Source organism: Streptosporangium sp. NBC_01639 (assembly GCF_045209755.1).
In the GTDB taxonomy this organism is placed as follows: domain Bacteria; phylum Actinomycetota; class Actinomycetes; order Streptosporangiales; family Streptosporangiaceae; genus Streptosporangium.
In genome coordinates this window covers 2,572,293-2,588,577 of the sequence record NZ_CP109272.1, presented here as the reverse complement: position 1 = coordinate 2,588,577, position 16,285 = coordinate 2,572,293, and the positions used below count along the sequence as shown (strand labels likewise).

The following is a 16,285-nucleotide window of genomic DNA, read 5'->3' as shown; positions in this document are numbered from 1 at the left end:
CGGCTCTGGCCAGATGGGAACGGGTCCTCTCCAGGGACTCTGCGATGCTGGCGCTGTGCCGCTCACATCCTTCACCCCGGAGCCCGTCACACCCGACCCGACCCGCCGCACGCCGCATCCGCTGCTCACCCAGTCGTGGCTCGACATGGCGTTCCTGCACTGGGCCGCGGATCCGGCCGACGTGGCACCCCTGCTGCCGGCCGGGACCGTCCCCGACACCCTCGACGGATCGACCTACGTCGGTCTCGTCGCCTTCCGGATGCACCGCATCGGATGGTTCCGCCTCCCCGGCATCCCCTATCTGGGCACCTTCCCCGAGACCAACGTCCGCCTCTACACGGTCGACGCCCACGGGAGGCGTGGCGTGGCCTTCCGGTCGCTCGACGCCGCACGCCTGATCCCGGTGATGGTCGCGCGTGCCGCCTTCCGGCTCCCGTACCTGTGGTCGCGGATGGCCGTCCGCCACGACGGCGATGTCATCACCTACACCGGAACCCGTCGCTGGCCGGGGCCGCGTGGCGCGCACAGCCGGATCGTCATCCGGGCCGGTGGGCGCATCGAGGATCCCACCGAGCTCGAACACTTCCTGACCGCCCGCTGGGGCATGCACAACACCTTCTTCGGGCGGCCGATGTACTTGCCCAACACCCATCCGCGCTGGCCGCTGCACCGGGCCGACCTGATCGAGTGCGACGAGGACCTCGTGGCGGCGGCGGGGCTGCCCGCCCCGGCCGGGCAGCCGGTGAGCGTGCTGTACTCACCGGGTGTCCCCGTGCGCTTCGGGCGCCCCGCCCTCAGCCGGTGACCACCGTGCCCGAGGTGCCGTCCACGGTGATCCGCTGACCGGTGACGATGTGCTCGCTCGCCCGGGCGACGCCCACGACGGCCGGGATACCGTACTCGCGGGCGACCACGGCACCGTGGGAGTTCGCGCCTCCCATCTCCATCACCAGGCCGCCCGCGGTCAGGAACAGCGGGGTCCAGCCCGGATCGGTGGAGGGGCAGACCAGGATCTCGCCCGGCTCCAGGTGGGCGCCGACGGGGTCGAGCACGACCCTGGCCGTGCCGGTCACGTTCCCCGCGGAGGCGGGGGTGCCGGTGAGCGCGCCGTCCACCGGGACCGCCGTGGCGACGGCCTCGGGTTCGGTGCCGTCCGACAGCAGGACGCGCGGCACATGCCGGCGGCGCGCTTCGCGTGCGAACTCCTCGCGCCGCGCGGAGACGAGTGCCCGCAGCGTGCCGGGGTACGGCGACGCCGTACCGGCGGTGACGCCGCCCTGCCCGGAGACGGCCGTGAGGGCGGTGCGGACCTCTACCAACGTCAGGGAGAAGACGTCGCCGGGAGAGTCAAGCAGGCCGCGGGCGGTCAGGTCGGCGCCGATGGTCCGCAGCTCCGCGCGCATGGCGGCCAGCACGGTGATCATGGTGAACTTGGGCAGTTCGCGCAGGCCGGCCAGGGCCCGGGTCCGGCCGAGGGCGAAACGGACGACCCGGCCCCGGACACCCCCCACGCGGGCACCCAGAGTTCCGATCATGGCGATGGCCTCCGCGGCGCCCCTGGCGAACAGGGCGTCGGGGGCCAGGGCCGGGTCCTCCAGCCGGAGGTAGTTGGCCAGGACGCCGATGATGTGCGTCGGGTCCTCCGACCAGCGCGGGACGCCGAGATCGATCTCGGCGACCGCCCGCACTCCGTACATCTCGAGGAATCCCGCCAGGCCCTTCTGGACGGAGCCGGGCAGCGACCCGGCGTGGAAGCGCCCGGCGAGCTCGGCGGCGGGGGTGCCGAGCAGCAGGGCCACGGCGGCACCGTCCGCGCGGATCCGCTCGGCCAGGTGCCACAGAGCCAGGTCCATCTCCGTGGTCACGTTGTGCGGGAGCCCCCGCAGGACGGTCTGCAGCTCGCCGGGCCGGGCACGGTCGCCGAGCAGACGGTAGGCCAGGCCGAGCATGGCGAACCCGGCCGCCGCGCCCGGGAGGATCTCGGGGAGCAACGGGACGGCCCGGCTGCCCAGGATCTGTTCGACGCGGTCAAGCCGCTGCAGGGAGGTGGCGTCCGTCGGAGGCGCCAGCCGTACCCGCAGGAGTGCCCCGAGCCGATCCGCCCTCCGGTGCGCGGACGCGGGGTCCAGCAGGGCGGCCACGGCGCGCGACGGGATGCGGAAGCGGGCCGCGTTCCTGACGAGCCGGCGCAGGGCGGGCCGGACGGAGCGCTGCGTCACGCTGAACCGGGGGTCGCCGGCCAGGCCGCGCAGCACCGTGGCGGACCGGGCCTCCATCACGTCCAGCAGCCGGGGGAAGATCACCCGGCCCACCCTGCTGCGGATGATCCCGGTGGCGTCGATGAACGGCCGCCCACCCGCCTCGGCGAACTGCGGGGCCCCCGCCGACCGGTCGGCCACCGGGTTCCCCATCAGGTCGGCGACCGACGACGACAGCACCCGGAAGGCCGACATGCCCATCGGGGTGATCGGTACGTAGAGTCCCTGGGCCAGGCTCAGGCAGAAGTAGATCCGCGCCCCCGGCGGCCGGTCGGCCGCGGAGCGGCGGGGGATCGGATACAGCGTGGTGATCGGACGCGACTGGGTCAGCCACAGCGTGCCCTTCGCGTCGATCGCCCATTCGGTGTCCTGCGGGGAGCCGTAGTGCTCCTCGACCCGGTCGCCCAGCTCGGCCAGCGCCCTGACCTGCGCGTCGGTGACGCAAACACCTTCCGTGGCGGTCTCGACCCGCTCGACGCCGCCACCGGGCAGGGACCGTACGGCCAGCCGCTTGTCGCCCGGCCGCCGCTCGGTGATCCGCCCGGTGGCGACGTCCACCACGAAGTGGTCGGGGTTGACCGCACCGGAGACCACCGCCTCGCCAAGCCCCGGGCTCGCGTCGATGACCGCCTCTCGCCGCCGTCCGGTGACCGGATTGGCGGTGAACAGCACCCCGGCGACCTCGGACTGGACCATCTCCTGGATGACCACCGCCAGCCGCACCGCCCGGTGGTCGATATGGCCGGCAGCCCGGTAGGCCACGGCCCGGTCGGTCCAGAGCGAGGCCCAGCAGCGCCGGACCGCGTCCAGGACGGCCTCGTCGCCGATCACGTTGAGGTAGGTGTCCTGCTGTCCGGCGAAGCTGGCGTACGGCAGGTCCTCGGCGGTGGCGGAGGATCGGACCGCGACGGGACCGTGTGCGCTCCGCCGTACGGCCTCGGCGATGTCGTCGGGCACGGGGGCGGAGAGAACCAGGGCGCGGGCCCGGCCGGCCAGCTCGTTCAGGGCCTGCACGTCGTCGGCGCGGGTGACGGCCAGCGCGTCGAGCACACCGTCAAGGCCGGCCCGCTCGGTGACCCGGCGATAGGCCTCGGTGGTGACGCACAGTCCCGGCGGGACGGGGAACCCGGCGGTGGTGAGCACCCCGAGATTGACGGCCTTGCCGCCGACGAGAGGCAGCATCTCTGCCCCGATGTCAGCAAATTTCAGGATCAGGGGAGTGGGCATGAGTGTCTCCTTGAAGCTTCCCCGGGCAGGCGACGGCCCGGATCGTGAGCTCACGGAGCGTCCGGACGGCCGAGGGCGTCGAGCGTCGCAACCTGGATCACGGAGGGCTCGCCGCTCTCGAGTCCGTGGGGAGGCAGGGAGCGGGCTCGCCTGCAACGCTAGGCCGGGGCGGCAAAGAAGTCAACAAGTGATGAAATTACCTCGAAGCCGAAGCCGAAGCCGAAGCCGAAGCCAGGGCTGGGGCCGAAGCCAAGGCTGGGGCTGGGGCCGAAGCCGGGGCGCCGCAAGCCGGGTGCCGAGGGCCGGGTGTCGGGTGTCGTCCGACGGGACGCCGGGCGGACAACACGACGGCGGCGCCGACCGTGAAGAGGTCGGCGCCGCCGCCGTCATGAGAGTGCGCAGCCGGCAGGCCCTGCGGCTTAGCTGTTACTCCACGCCAGGAGCCAGACCTGCCCGTTGGCGCCGTAGCGGTTCTTCTGCCACGGGTGGATCCGGGAAGCGCAGGCGCCCGTCTGGGGGTTGTACTGCGTACAGAAGTGCCAGCGGTCGGTGACGTCCCAGACGTTCCAGTTGACCCCGTAGTTCTCGACGGTCTGGCAGCCCTCGTACTTGTAGGTGGGCCCGTTCGAACCGCCGGTGCAGCTCGCCGAGGTGTAGGTGACCCGGTTGCCGTCACCGCACCAGGTGTGGTCGGCGGTCCCCCCGAGGTTGGGGGCGCCGTATCCCGTCTGCAGATACCAGCAGCCGGAGACGTAGTTCCTGTTGCTGCTCTTGCTGGGCCGCTTGACGGGGGCCAGGACGTTCGCGGCGGACCTGTTCCTGGAGGCGTCGACGATGCGAGGAGGGGTCTCCCGCAGGTTGGACAGGTCGACGTACTGGCTCAGTCCCTTCCTGCGGATCTCGGCGGCGGTCAGGGCGCGGCCCTTGGGCTCGATGGGGTCCGCCGCCCGGGACTGCGGGGCGGGCGAGGCGGCTGGGATGCTGGTTTGCGCGTAGGAGAAAGCTCCGAGACTCATGACGGTCGCCGCTGCGAGGGCGCAGGTCACCGTGGTTCGGACGAATTGTCGCTTCGATGGCATGCAGCATACTCCTTATACAAAATGGCGCATCACGAGTGAGACGGTTGGTATTCCCATTCGCAGTGCGATCTTGTCGGCCTAGGAAACATATAAACTCTCCCTTCGGAGTGTGGGGAGTTTGCAAACATCGAAGGTAAACGAAACTTTACGCATGTGTTCGACCATTGGACTTGCATATTCCTGGATCTGTGAAGCGGCCCCATTCTGGCTGTTGGGCGATCTATCTGCCCTTTTGTAAATTGTCGCTGTACGGGTGGAGCAACCTGTCCAAACCGCCTTTTCAGTATTTATGGGAATCCTGCGCGCCCGCCGGCATTCCCGGCCCTGTGCCCGCCGTAGATATCAACGGAAAACGGAGAGGCGTCCCGGGCGGCGGCGGTGAAAGCGGTTCGCGTGGTGAATCGCGCCCTCGGCGCAGGCGGACCACCGGATTCGTCCGCGGCGCTCCGGTGTTCACGCCGGACCCTCCCGCGGAGCGGGACAGGAAACGCCGATTCGCCGCCGGAGCGAATCGGCGTCCGGTAAGTACTGCCGTCCGGTGAGTATCGGCGCCCGGTGCGTCGAGCGCGTCAATCCTCGATGGTGATCCCCATGGCGCCCGCCAGGCTGTAGACCAGCCCCTGGGCGTCCTGGCTCTTGATGGTCGCCCCTCGGAGACTGGTCACCCCGCCGATCCCCAGCAGCACGCACTCGGCGAAGCGGGCCCCTTCCAACTGTGCCCCGGAGAACTGGGCCCCGGTCAGGTTGCAACGCTCGAACCGGACCCCCCTCAAGTCCGCGTTCTGGAAGGTGACCTCCGGCATGGCGCAGTCGCGGAAGACGGTGTTCTTGAAGGTCGAGAACCGGAACGCCGTCAGGTCGGCGCGGCAGCCGTCGAACGTCACGTCTTTGAACCCGCACTCCGTCCAGGTCATCCCGGTCAACCGGCTCGCCGACACCCGGGTGCGGTGCATCGAGGCCATGCCGGCCGTCATGCCCGACAGGTCGCAGCGCTCCAGTTCCACGTTGGAGAAGCCGCCCCGGCGCATCGCCGTACCCGAGAACCGCGTGTCGACGAACCGGCATCCGTCGAACTCGACGCCGTCGGCGTTCCGCGATGTCAGATCGACGCCCCTGAACTCCGTCGACGAGTAGGCGCCGTCCTCCTCAAGATCGTCATCGACGAGTTCCACGGTGACGAGTGACGCCGCCAGTTTGGGGGAAAGGGGCTCTTTCAGACGCCGGGACCGGGCCGGAGAGATGTGAGAAGGCATGCGGCGGAGCTTAGCCAGGCCGGAGGCGGGCCGGTTGTCCCACCTCCGATCGGAGCCGGAGCCGAGCGGTTTCGGCGCCGGCCGACGGAACCGGACACCGAGCGGTGGCGATCGGCCAATGGAGTCCGCAAGGACGGAGCCTGCGTCCGCCGGACGGGTCAAGGCGGTGGCCCCGATGCGAGTCCCGGAGAAGCGTCCTCCGCGTCCGTTGGAACCGGTACGAATCGGATAGGAACAGATCATGACCACCGAGCAGACATTCGTCATCGTCGGAGCGGGCCTGGCCGGGGCAAAGGCGGCCCAGTCGCTGCGGGAGGAGGGGTTCGGGGGCCGGATCGTGCTGATCGGCGCAGAGTCCGAACGCCCCTACGAACGGCCTCCGCTCTCGAAGGGCTACCTGATCGGCAAGGAGGAGAGGGACAAGGCCTACGTCCACGACGAGGGCTGGTACGCGGAGAACGCCGTCGAACTGCTGCTCGGGCACCGCGTGACGGGCGTCGACCGGGCCGGGCACCGGGTGGAGCTCGACGACGGCCGGACGATCGGCTACGACAAACTGCTGCTCACCCCCGGCTCGTCTCCCCGTCCCCTCGACGTGCCCGGTGCCGACCTGGACGGCGTTCACTATCTGCGCACCGTCGGCGACTCGGAGAAGCTCCGTGCGGCCATCCGGGACGGTGGCCGGGTCGTCGTCGTGGGCGCCGGGTGGATCGGGCTGGAGACCGCGGCCGCCGCCCGGGGCTACGGCTGCGAGGTGACGGTCGTCGAGCCGCAGCCGGCGCCGCTGCAGACCGCGCTCGGTCCGGAGATGGGCGCCTTCTTCGCCGGCGTGCACCGGCGTCAGGGCGTCGACATACGGCTCGGACGCCAGGTGACCGGTCTCGTCGGCGACGGTCGGGTCCGGGCGGTGACCGTCGACGACGGCACCGAGATCCCGGCGGATGTGGTGATCGTGGGTACCGGGGTGCGGCCCGACACCGAACTCGCCGAGCGGGCGGGCCTGGCCGTGGACAACGGGATCGTCGTCGACGAGTCGCTGCGTACCGACGACCCCGACATCTACGCGGCCGGTGACGTGGCCAACGCCTTCAACCCGCTGTACGGCACCCGGATCCGTGCCGAGCATTGGGCCAACGCGCTGAACGGCGGCCAGGCCGCGGGGAAGGCGATGCTCGGCCAGGAGGTCGTCTACGACCGGCCGCCCTACTTCTTCACCGACCAGTACGACGTCGGCATGGAGTTCTCCGGCTGGTTCGCACCCGGCGGGTACGACGCGGTCGTCACCCGTGGCGACCTGGAGGCGCAGACCTTCTACGCCTTCTGGCTCTCCGGGGGCCGCGTCGTGGCGGGCATGCACGTCAACCAGTGGGACGACGGCATCGGCCCGGTCCAGGACCTGATCCGCGGTGGCGCCCGGGTCGACCCGGCCCGGCTCGCCGACCTCTCGGTCCCGCCGGCCGACCTCGCCAAGGGCTGACCGGCGATCCCGTGTCCTTCGCCGCGACCGGTCGCGGCGAAGGACACGGGCCATCCGTCCATGGCCGGGTTCGCCGCCTGCCGAGGGCCGTGCGGCACGCGTCGGCCGACGTCGATCCGGCGTTCGGCGATCACGGCCGGACGGATCCGAGGGGCCGGACCAGGAAGCCGAGCCGTGAACCGGCGGCTTTCGTTACGAGCGGGGAAGCCGGACGGTGAGCTCGTACAGTCGCGTGATCTGCGTGGCGTTGCCGTTGTCGTCGCTGACCATCAGCAGCTTCAACCGGCCGTCGCGTGTGTGCCCGACCGCGGTGACGCCTTCGATGTTGTCCAGCAGCGGGTTCGGCTGAGGCTGTTTGGTGGTGGCGCCGAGGGACGGGCAGTCGGCGATGTCGGCGAGAAGGGTCTTGGACACCAACCGCACCCCGGGCTGGCCGGTGAGGGCGTCGACACGGCTGACGTCGGAAGCACGCCGCGGGTCGGCGAGGGACAGACGCGCCGTGTTGCCGACGCCCGGGGTGTATCCGCGCTCCAGCACCAGCAGCCGGCCGTCGCCCGCGGACGCGATGTCGGAGATGTTCAGCCCCGCGTCAGCCTGGAAGCCGTACTGGGCGGCAACGCGGAAGTTGCTGGAATTTCCGGCGCGGCGCCAGGTCTGCAGGCGGCGGATGCCGGCGCTGTCGCCGGTGAGTGAGCCCTCCATGGAGGCCACGAGGGTGTCGGCGCCCGGTAGCAGCGCCATTCCCTCGAACGTCAGGTTGTCTGCGGCCTTCCCGGCCGGCGCGACCTGGAGGGAGTCCGGCACCGGCAGGCGGCCGATGAACTTGCCCGTACGGGTGTAGCGGAGGATGGACGGTTCTGTCTCGGAGGTCACCAGCCGAGTGCCGTCGCGGTCGACCGCCACCGCCTCGGAGTCCAGCGGCTGCCCGTTCTCGTCCACGAGCGGAAGGACGGATACCGGCCGCTTGGTCCGTGAGTCCAGGGTGAAGAGACGAGATTCGTCGGCCACCGCGAGGATCTGCCCGTTGGCGTCGACCGAGAGGCCCGACAGTTCGCTGACGGTGGCGTCGCCGGTGACGGCCTTGTCCAGTGTGTCGGAGAACCCGTCGATGTCCACCCAGTTGGAGCAGGCGTTGTGGGTGCTGCTTTCGGCGGCCTGGGCCGAAGGAGTCGCGATGGCAAAGGAGGAGATCGCCATCAGGACCGCGGCGGCGAGGGGAGGTACGCGCAGTTGCACAGCCAGACCTTTCAAACCGAATAGTTGTAGATCTTGGGATGATAGCTTCGCGGCTTCCGAAGGCTCATCCAGGCCTCCTCTGCGCCGACCGCCCGCGGACAGAGTAAGTCCAATTTGTGGCTTAAGATGGCTGATTGTTGTGTTCTGAACGAATACCTGCAATGACCGCACGGCGGCCGCTACCAGCGGTATCTACCCCGGTCGAAGCCCACCACGACGGTGCGCCCCCGGACCGGGCGGCGCTCCGTCTGGACTCGGACGGAGACTGTTGAAGTCCTATCTCGCCGTGCTCGGTTCCCCCGGGGCCTGGCGGTTCCTCGTTCCCGCGTTCGTGGCGCGCCTGCCGTACGCCATGTTGCAGCTCGGCATCCTCCTGCTTGTGCAGTGGTCCACCGGCTCGTACGGCGTGGCCGGGATCGCCGCCGCGGCCGGTGCCGTCACCCAGGCGGTCGTCGGCCCGCAGACCGGGCGGCTCGCCGACCGGTACGGCCAGCGGAAGGTGCTGATCCCGCAGGTCGCGGCGCACGCCGTCGCGCTGGGCGTGCTGCTGGCACTCGCGGCGTCGCACGCCCCGGCGCCCGCACTGGTGACCCTCTCGGCGCTGGCCGGTGCCTCGATGCCGCAGGTCGGCTCGATGGTCCGGGTCCGCTGGGCGCACCTGCTCGGTGGTTCCGGCAGGCTCGGTACGGCCTTCGCCGTCGAGTCGATCACCGACGAACTGACCTTCACCCTCGCCCCGGTGCTGCTGGTGGCGGTCTCGACCGGTTTCTCGCCCGTCTGGGCGTTGCTGGCGGCGCTGGTCATGGTCGTGGTGGGGACGCTGGCGTTCGCCGCGGTCGGCGAGGGCGCCCCCGAGCCGATGCCGATCCGGGTCCGTTCCCAGCGAGGCGTGCTGCGGCTGCGCGGCATGGCCGTACTCGCGTCGGCGTTCGTCGCGCTCGGCACCGTCTTCGGCAGCCTCCAGGTCGGCATCACCTCCTCCACCGCCGCGCTCGGCCAGGCTTCCGCGGCAGGCCCGATCTACGCGACCTTCTCCGGCGCCAGCTTCGCCGGCGGCATCCTCTACGGCGTCGTCGGCTGGCGGATCGGCGCCCCGGTCCGGCTGGCGGCCACCGTCGGCCTGCTCTCCGCCGCCACCGCCGCCCTGACCCTCGCCGGTTCCATCCCCACGCTGTACGGCGGAGCCGCCGTGGCCGGCCTCGTCATCGCTCCCGCCGTCATCACCGGCTACACCCTGGTCGAGACCCTGGTGCCCGCCGAGGTCAGGACCGAGGCGTTCACCTGGCTCAACGGCTCGATCGGCCTGGGCATCGCGGCCGGCGCGGCCGTCGCGGGCCAGCTCGTGGACCGCTCCGACTCCAGCGCGGCCTTCCTGGTCCCGCCGGTCACCACCGGCCTGGCGGCCCTGCTGATCCTGACCTTCCTGCGCAGCCTGAAGCCCACGACCGACCGGTCCCCGGCCCGGGAGCCGGCCCCCATCACCTGAGGTGCCTGTCGATCGGCTGTGAACGCAAGAATCCCCGGGACCGTTCCCAACGGTCCCGGGGATCCCGGAGCGGAAGTCAGGCGCCGGCGGCCTGGCGGGCGCGGCGGGCTTCGCGACGCTCGACGAAGCGGGAGGCGGAGACCTCCAAGCGGGCGAGGAAGTCTGAGAGCTCCTCGCGGGCCTTCTCGCCATCGGAGTCCAGGTCCTTCATGTCGAAGACGGCCCACTGGCGCAGGACGGGCATCAGGACGTCGTCGAGGTGCAGGCGCAGGTCGTAGATTCCGGCGTTGGCGATGGTCATCGCCTTGCGGGTGAACCCCTCGATCCCGGTGCCGGGCATCTGGAAGGTGGTCACCACGTCGGTGACCGCGCGCATCGTCTGGCTCGGGGTGAGCTGGAAGGCCGCGTTGAGCAGGTTGCGGTAGAAGAGCATGTGCAGGTTCTCGTCGGCGGCGATCCTGGCGAGCAGGCGCTCGCAGTTCGGGTCCTGGGACGCCTTGCCGGTGTTGCGGTGCGAGATGCGGGTGGCCAGTTCCTGGAAGGAGACGTAGGCCAGTGAGTGGAGCACGCCCTCGTAGGCGTTGGTGAACCCCTCTCCCATGTGCACCATGCGGGCCCGCTCCAGGGCGACCGGGTCGACCGCGCGGGTGACCGTCAGATAGTCGCGGATGGCGGTGCCGTGGCGGCCCTCCTCGGCGGTCCACCGGTGCACCCAGGTGCCCCAGGCGGCGTCACGGCCGAAGGTGGTGGCGATCTCGTAGTGGTAGCTGGGGAGATTGTCCTCGGTCAGCAGGTTGACGATGAGGGAGGTCCGGGCCTCCTCGGGAAGCTTGGAGTCCGTCTCGACCCACGCGTCGCCCTCGAAGACGCCGTCGTAGTCCCTGCCCTGGGACCACGGGACGTACTCATGCGGAAACCACTCCTTGGCAACCTTGTGATGCCGGTCCAGCTCTCCGGCGACGACGGGTTCAAGCTCAAGCAGCAGCTCGGTCTGACTGAACTCTCGCATAAGGCTCTCCCTCACTGACTACGGAACCGTAACCTACGTTAGCGTAGGTAAGGCGGAGCCCGGTAAGCGAGGTATGCGACCTTTCAACGCCGCCTTGTGGGTTTCACCGCCGGGTACGGACGGTGAACGCCGGACGGCCGCGCCCTACGCGGCCCGTTGTGCGGGAACCGCCACCACGACGTCCCGAGAGCCGGAGGCCGGGCGCCTCCCCATGCTCCGGGCGGCCAGGAAGACCAGGGCCGTCTCGCCGATCATCAGCAGGCGTTCGACCAGGCCGTAATAGCCGGTGCCGTCGACCAGGTCCGCGGCCGGCGATCCCGGGCGCGCCACCAGGAACACGACCAGGAGCGCCGCGGACGCCGCGCTGACGGCCGAGAGCGCCGGGACCCGGAACCGGCGTCCCAGCATCCAGCCCGCACAGGGCAGCGCGGTGGAGACCACCGCCGCCGCCCAGTTGTGGATCGTCCCGGCGGCCGAGGTGACACCGGCGGCCGCCTCGGCGGGGTACACCGCGGTGAGCAGGAGGCCCAGCGCCCCCGCGACGAGCAGCACGCGCGCCGCGGCGCTACGTGCCGGGTCCACCCGCGCCAGGCCGTACGCGACCCATATCGTGCTCACCGCCAGAATGATCGTGCCGCCGGTCATCGCCCACGCACTGGCGTCGAGCAGGGCGTAGTCGCCGACCAGGCCGGTCACCGGGTCCACCGTGCCGGCGGCGGCGAGATGCGCGTAGGCCACCAAGGCCACGGCGGTGGCCGCGCCGGCCATGCCGGGCCAGCGCACCGGTTCTCCGCCCGCCCTGCCACCCCTGAACGGATCGGTCGCGGAACTCATCGCGCCACCTCTCGGTAGATCGCCCCGGACCGGGCGAGGAGCGCCCGGTGGCCGTGGGTCGCCCAGCCCATGCTGGCACGCCGTCCGGGGGAGCGGAGCAGATGATCGAGACGGCAGGACGGATCTTTGACGTCGCCCGGCTGGACCAGGTGGCCGTTCAAGGGCACTCCTCTCAGGCGGATGAAGACACGGCGAGACGGTTGGTACGCCTCACCGGAGCGTCCGGGAAGGGTCTTCCGATGGGCTGGTAGCAGCGTCCCGTGTCCGGCTACGCGAGGGCCATAGGGGTTCTCCCTGATGTGGGCGGGGATTCCCTGATATCAAGGTCGGGGGTTGTTGACCCGCTGGCTTCGTTTATCGTAGTTTCGCGGGCATGAATCTGGTCGGAGCCTGGCGGCTGGTCGAGTGGCGGACCACTCGTCCGGGCGGCCGAATCTCCCACCCGTTCGGCCGCGACGCGGTCGGGCTGCTCTGCTACACCCCCGACGGCTACGTGAGCGTGACCATCGCACAGGCCGGGCGTCCGCCGCTGCCCGGAGGCGTTCCCCGGAAGGCCCCTCTCCAGGCGCGGGCCGAGGCCTTCACGTCGTTCTTCTGCTACTCGGGCCGCTACGAGGTCCGTGACGGCCATGTGGCCCACGACGTGGAGGTGGCACTCAACCCGTCCTTCACCGGCACCATCCAGATCCGCGAGGCGAACTTCGACGGCAACCGGCTCATCCTGGCCGCCGACGAGGAGGGCAGGTGGCACACCCTGATCTGGAGGCGGGGCTGAGCACCGGCCCGCCGGACGGGCGACCCGGCGGTCAGTCACGCGAGCCGGCGAGGACCGGTTCCACGGCGGTACTGCGGCGCCGCACATGCCGGACCACCTCGACCACCGCGGTGATCGACAGAGCGATGCCCAGACCGAGCAGCAGGCCCTTGACCGGGTCGTTCTCGAAGGCCGCTCCGCCCACGTAGCCGATCAGCCCCGAGTAGGCCGCCCAGGAGACGGCGGCGACGGCGTCGAAAAGGGCGAACGGACGCCGGGGATAGGCGACCGCGCCCATGGTGAGGGTGCAGGCGGTCCGGCCGCCGGGGATGTAACGGGCCACCACCAGTACGAGCCCGCCCCGTTCGGCCAGCGTCCGCTCCGCCCAGGCGAAGGCCTTGCCGCTCCGCCTGCCCGCACGGAGCCGGCTGCCGGTGGTGCGCCCGATGGCATAGGAGACGTGGTCGCCCGCGAACGCGCCCAGTGCCGCCACCACGATCACCAGCCCGAGGTCCGGCGCACCGGTGGAGGCGGCGAACACCCCCGCCGTGATGACGGACGTCTCGGCGGGGACCACGGGGAAGAACCCGTCGAGCATCGCCAGGGCGAACAGCGCCGGATAGATCCAGGGTGAGGTCATCACCTCATGCAGGATGTCCAGGATGGCCTGTGTCACGGTCATGCTCCTCGGGCTGTGGGGGATCTCTCCAGTACGTTGACGGCCCGCCGAGGTCCGGGCATCGGGGAAGGGCCCCTGAAGTCCGCGAACCGTGCCCCTGAGATTCCTCGGAGATCCGTCCCGACGAACCTAGAAACCGGGCGGGATCCGCCGCATCGCGCGAACGGCTGCCCCGGCCCCCTACTTTCGTCAGGGGAGTTCCACCACCTCCGGCGGGGACGCGGAGCCGGGACGGCCTTGTAACGTCGCAGGAGTGATGAGGTGGGTCCGGCGGTCAAGCCGGCGGGAGGCGCTGCGCGACCTGCTGCTCTGGGCACTGCTGTGCCTGCCGGCGGTCCTGGCTCCGGTGGTTCCTCCCTGGTGGGAGCCGTCCGACGGCTGGGCGGCATGGGCGGCCGTCGCCGGGGCGGTCGGGCTGGGCGGCGCCGTGCTCGTGAGCCGCAGGGCGCCGCTGGTGGGCATGCTGATCGTCCTGGCGGCGGGATCGTGGAACGTCGGCGAGGGCCTGGCCACCGTCCGGCTCTGGAGGCTCGACGGTCTGGTCACGCTGGGCCCCCTGAACGGGTTCACGCCCGCGATCGTCGTGCTCTCCTGGCTGACCGGCCGCCGGGCGGCCAGGTCGCGCCCCGCGGCACTGGCCTTCACCGCGATCCTGGGCACGGCCACGGCCCTGACCCTGGTCACCTCCTGCGGTCCGCGACCCGACCCCGCGACCTCGCGCTTCTGGTTTCCCCTGCTGTCCGGCATCCTGCTGTCCGCCCTCCTGCCGTGGGGGGTCGGCCGACTGCGCTGGCAGCGGGTGGAGCAGCGCGCCCGTGAGCAGAGTCTGATCGTCGGTCAGGCGCAGCTCCACGAGCGCAACCGCATCGCCCAGGACATGCACGACTCCCTCGGTCACGACCTCGCGCTCATCGCGCTGCGCGCCGCCGCCCTGGAGATGGCACCCGACCTGGCCGAACAGCACCGCAGGGCCGCCGGTGAGCTCCGCGAGGCCGCCGCCGACACCACCGAACGCCTGCGCACGGTCATCGGCGTGCTCCGCGAGGGTGAACGGGCACCGCTGACCCCGCCGCGGGAGAGCGTCGCCGAGCTCGTCGAGCGGGCCAGGGAGTCGGGTGTCCGGGTGGAACTGACCGGCGAGGAGTCGCTCCGGGACCGTACGGCGTGCCGGGTCGTCCAGGAGGCGCTGACCAACGCGACCAAACACGCCCCCGGCTCTCCGGTGACGGTCCAGGTCCTCCGGACCTCCGACGAGATCACGGTGACCGTGACCAACCGGGCGGCCCCGGCGCCCCCGGGCCGTCCCCGTGGCGGGCTGGGCCTGATCGGGCTGCACGAGCGGGTACGGCTCGCAGGCGGTACGTTCACGTCGGGATGGACGGGCGCCGGCTTCCGGGTCGTGGCGCGCTTCCCGCCGGAGGCCTTCCCCCGGGAGACGGAAGACCTCTCCCAGAAGAACGGAGCAACGTGATCCGGGTACTGCTGGCCGACGACGAGGCCATGATCCGAGCCGGGGTGCGCGCGATCCTGGCCACCGACCACGGGATCGAGGTGGTCGCGGAGGCGGGCGACGGGCGGGAGGCGGTCACCCTGGCGTTGGGCCACCGCCCCGACATCGTCCTGCTCGACATCCGGATGCCCCGGATGGACGGGCTCGCGGCCCTGGCCGAGCTACGCCGGGTGGCACCCGCGAGTGCCGTCGTGATGCTGACCACCTTCGGTGAGGACGACTACATCGCCCGGGCGCTGGGCGAGGGCGCGGGAGGGTTCCTGCTCAAGTCCGGTGACCCGCGCGAGTTGCTGGCCGGGATCCACGCCGTCGCCGACGGAGCCGCCTACCTGTCGCCGCGCGTCGCGCACCGCGTCATCGCCGAGCTCGCGGGCGGCCGCCGGATGACCCGCGCGACGGCCGCCCGCGAGCGGGTGGCCGCGCTCACGCCCCGGGAGCGCGACGTGCTGGCGCTGGTCGGGGCAGGGCTGTCCAACGGGCAGATCGCCCGTCGCCTGTATCTGGTGGAGGGCACCGTCAAGGCCCACGTGAGCGCCATCCTCACCCGGCTCGGCGCGCGCAACCGGGTCCAGGCCGCGATCCTCGCCTACGAGGCCGGGCTGCCGGACTCGGTCGAACCGCCGGACGGCGGAGTCGGCTGAGGTCCCGCGGCGGATCGTGGACCTTCCCGCCACCGCCGCCGATCGGTCTCCGACACCGCTGCCCGGCGTCGTCCGAACCGGGGGATCCGGTGTGTTCCTAGGCGGAGGTGAGGGCGGGGGGCTGGTCGTGCTGGAGGCGGCGTAGCACGCGCCGGAAGGCGTAGACCGACACGGCCACCGCCAGGCCGCTGATCAGGGCGACGACCGAGGTGCGGACCAGCAGGTAGGTGCTGACCGACTGGTGGACCAGAAGCCAGATGCTCACCGCGGAGTTGGTCAGCAGCACGAAGGCCCACAGCAGGGTGATCCGGGCGAAGAACCGGCGGACCCGTTCGTGCTTCAGCACCGCCGCGGGCAGGTGGATGTAGTCGAGGGTCAGTCTCTGCACCAGCGGTCGGTTCAGCCGTACCGACGCCAGGAAGACCATACTGATGCAGATCGTCCCCAGCTCGGGCTGGAGGAGGAAGAACTTCATGCTCCCGGTCCACAGCCCGATCAGCGCCCGCAGGGTGATCGCGATGGCTGCGAGGACCATCGTCCCCGGCACTCGGACCCGCCGGATCAACCGCCAGCCCACCCCTGCGTAGACCCAGCTCACCGCCGTGATGAGCGCGCCGCGCTCACCGAGGACGGCCAGCGCGGCGTAGAAGACGGCGAGGGGGGCGACGACGCCTTCCAGCACCTTCGGCACCGCCTGCCGGGCCAGGACGGTGAGGCGGGGGAGGACGACGGGTACATGGCTCATAACGCTCCACGGAGGCGGTGGAATGGCCGGCGCTGGGGATCCGCGCCTACCCCGGCACGGGGTCATCAGACGTACCGGGCTCATCGTATGAACTTAC

Annotated in this window: 15 protein-coding genes; 6 read left to right on the top strand and 9 right to left on the bottom strand. The window is 71.0% G+C overall.

Going from position 1 to position 16,285, the window contains the following annotated elements:
• Positions 1 to 55 precede the first annotated feature (55 nt).
• Positions 56 to 805, top strand: coding sequence for a YqjF family protein (locus OHA77_RS11590; RefSeq protein ID WP_406317990.1), 750 nt, complete (start codon positions 56 to 58; stop codon positions 803 to 805).
• Here OHA77_RS11590 and OHA77_RS11585 read toward each other — a convergent pair.
• The 3 genes from OHA77_RS11585 to OHA77_RS11575 form a co-directional block, all read right to left on the bottom strand.
• On the bottom strand, positions 795 to 3,485 hold the full coding sequence (locus tag OHA77_RS11585; protein WP_406317988.1) for a PEP/pyruvate-binding domain-containing protein: 2,691 nt from the start codon (positions 3,483 to 3,485) through the stop codon (positions 795 to 797). The genes OHA77_RS11590 and OHA77_RS11585 overlap by 11 nt on opposite strands.
• A gap of 419 nt (positions 3,486 to 3,904) precedes the next feature.
• Entirely contained in the window at positions 3,905 to 4,564 is a 660-nt protein-coding gene (locus tag OHA77_RS11580) for a hypothetical protein (RefSeq protein ID WP_406317987.1), read from the bottom strand.
• Positions 4,565 to 5,133: 569 nt separating this feature from the next.
• A complete protein-coding gene (locus OHA77_RS11575) occupies positions 5,134 to 5,817 on the bottom strand; it encodes a pentapeptide repeat-containing protein (RefSeq protein WP_326820626.1) in 684 nt (227 codons plus the stop codon).
• Positions 5,818 to 6,058: 241 nt separating this feature from the next.
• On the opposite strand from OHA77_RS11575, the gene OHA77_RS11570 reads away from it, so the two are divergent.
• On the top strand, positions 6,059 to 7,294 hold the full coding sequence (locus tag OHA77_RS11570) for an NAD(P)/FAD-dependent oxidoreductase (RefSeq protein ID WP_406317985.1): 1,236 nt from the start codon (positions 6,059 to 6,061) through the stop codon (positions 7,292 to 7,294).
• A gap of 192 nt (positions 7,295 to 7,486) precedes the next feature.
• On the opposite strand, the gene OHA77_RS11565 is transcribed toward OHA77_RS11570, so the two are convergent.
• Complete coding sequence (locus OHA77_RS11565) at positions 7,487 to 8,530, bottom strand: esterase-like activity of phytase family protein (RefSeq protein ID WP_406317983.1); 1,044 nt, start codon at positions 8,528 to 8,530, stop codon at positions 7,487 to 7,489.
• Positions 8,531 to 8,798: 268 nt separating this feature from the next.
• On the opposite strand from OHA77_RS11565, the gene OHA77_RS11560 reads away from it, so the two are divergent.
• A complete protein-coding gene (locus OHA77_RS11560; protein WP_406317981.1) occupies positions 8,799 to 10,016 on the top strand; it encodes an MFS transporter in 1,218 nt (405 codons plus the stop codon).
• A gap of 76 nt (positions 10,017 to 10,092) precedes the next feature.
• Here the strand turns inward: OHA77_RS11560 and OHA77_RS11555 are convergent, their stop codons facing one another.
• From OHA77_RS11555 to OHA77_RS11545, 3 genes are all read right to left on the bottom strand, one after another.
• Positions 10,093 to 11,025 (bottom strand): acyl-ACP desaturase, encoded by a 933-nt coding sequence (locus OHA77_RS11555; protein WP_326820630.1) that lies wholly within the window; start codon positions 11,023 to 11,025, stop codon positions 10,093 to 10,095.
• Positions 11,026 to 11,169: 144 nt separating this feature from the next.
• Positions 11,170 to 11,859 (bottom strand): DUF998 domain-containing protein, encoded by a 690-nt coding sequence (locus tag OHA77_RS11550; protein WP_406317980.1) that lies wholly within the window; start codon positions 11,857 to 11,859, stop codon positions 11,170 to 11,172.
• Positions 11,856 to 12,020, bottom strand: coding sequence for a hypothetical protein (locus OHA77_RS11545; RefSeq protein WP_406317979.1), 165 nt, complete (start codon positions 12,018 to 12,020; stop codon positions 11,856 to 11,858). The genes OHA77_RS11550 and OHA77_RS11545 overlap by 4 nt, the downstream gene beginning before the upstream one ends.
• A 212-nt stretch (positions 12,021 to 12,232) precedes the next feature.
• Here OHA77_RS11545 and OHA77_RS11540 point away from each other — a divergent pair, with 212 nt between their 5' ends.
• On the top strand, positions 12,233 to 12,634 hold the full coding sequence (locus OHA77_RS11540; protein ID WP_326820633.1) for a lipocalin-like domain-containing protein: 402 nt from the start codon (positions 12,233 to 12,235) through the stop codon (positions 12,632 to 12,634).
• A 31-nt stretch (positions 12,635 to 12,665) separates the two neighbouring features.
• Here the strand turns inward: OHA77_RS11540 and OHA77_RS11535 are convergent, their stop codons facing one another.
• Positions 12,666 to 13,295: a DedA family protein gene (locus OHA77_RS11535; RefSeq protein WP_406317977.1), complete on the bottom strand. Its 630-nt coding sequence runs from the start codon at positions 13,293 to 13,295 to the stop codon at positions 12,666 to 12,668.
• A 253-nt stretch (positions 13,296 to 13,548) separates the two neighbouring features.
• Here OHA77_RS11535 and OHA77_RS11530 point away from each other — a divergent pair, with 253 nt between their 5' ends.
• Together OHA77_RS11530 and OHA77_RS11525 are read left to right on the top strand one after the other, a co-directional pair.
• Positions 13,549 to 14,763, top strand: coding sequence for a sensor histidine kinase (locus OHA77_RS11530; RefSeq protein WP_406317976.1), 1,215 nt, complete (start codon positions 13,549 to 13,551; stop codon positions 14,761 to 14,763).
• A complete protein-coding gene (locus OHA77_RS11525) occupies positions 14,760 to 15,443 on the top strand; it encodes a response regulator transcription factor (RefSeq protein WP_326820635.1) in 684 nt (227 codons plus the stop codon). Before OHA77_RS11530 ends, OHA77_RS11525 begins: the two co-directional genes overlap by 4 nt.
• 97 nt (positions 15,444 to 15,540) lie before the next feature.
• Here OHA77_RS11525 and OHA77_RS11520 read toward each other — a convergent pair whose 3' ends face one another.
• Positions 15,541 to 16,188 (bottom strand): VC0807 family protein, encoded by a 648-nt coding sequence (locus OHA77_RS11520; protein WP_326820636.1) that lies wholly within the window; start codon positions 16,186 to 16,188, stop codon positions 15,541 to 15,543.
• Between the last annotated feature and the right edge of the window lie 97 nt (positions 16,189 to 16,285).

What these genes read in the sequence shown, in the direction of transcription:
- OHA77_RS11585 (WP_406317988.1), bottom strand. Translation starts at nt 3,485, where the DNA reads ATGCCCACTCCCCTGATCCTGAAATTTGCTGACATCGGGGCAGAGATG.
- OHA77_RS11580 (WP_406317987.1), bottom strand. Translation starts at nt 4,564, where the DNA reads ATGCCATCGAAGCGACAATTCGTCCGAACCACGGTGACCTGCGCCCTC.
- OHA77_RS11575 (WP_326820626.1), bottom strand. Translation starts at nt 5,817, where the DNA reads ATGCCTTCTCACATCTCTCCGGCCCGGTCCCGGCGTCTGAAAGAGCCC.
- OHA77_RS11570 (WP_406317985.1), top strand. Translation starts at nt 6,059, where the DNA reads ATGACCACCGAGCAGACATTCGTCATCGTCGGAGCGGGCCTGGCCGGG.
- OHA77_RS11555 (WP_326820630.1), bottom strand. Translation starts at nt 11,025, where the DNA reads ATGCGAGAGTTCAGTCAGACCGAGCTGCTGCTTGAGCTTGAACCCGTC.
- OHA77_RS11550 (WP_406317980.1), bottom strand. Translation starts at nt 11,859, where the DNA reads ATGAGTTCCGCGACCGATCCGTTCAGGGGTGGCAGGGCGGGCGGAGAA.
- OHA77_RS11540 (WP_326820633.1), top strand. Translation starts at nt 12,233, where the DNA reads ATGAATCTGGTCGGAGCCTGGCGGCTGGTCGAGTGGCGGACCACTCGT.
- OHA77_RS11535 (WP_406317977.1), bottom strand. Translation starts at nt 13,295, where the DNA reads ATGACCGTGACACAGGCCATCCTGGACATCCTGCATGAGGTGATGACC.
- OHA77_RS11530 (WP_406317976.1), top strand. Translation starts at nt 13,549, where the DNA reads ATGAGGTGGGTCCGGCGGTCAAGCCGGCGGGAGGCGCTGCGCGACCTG.
- OHA77_RS11520 (WP_326820636.1), bottom strand. Translation starts at nt 16,188, where the DNA reads ATGAGCCATGTACCCGTCGTCCTCCCCCGCCTCACCGTCCTGGCCCGG.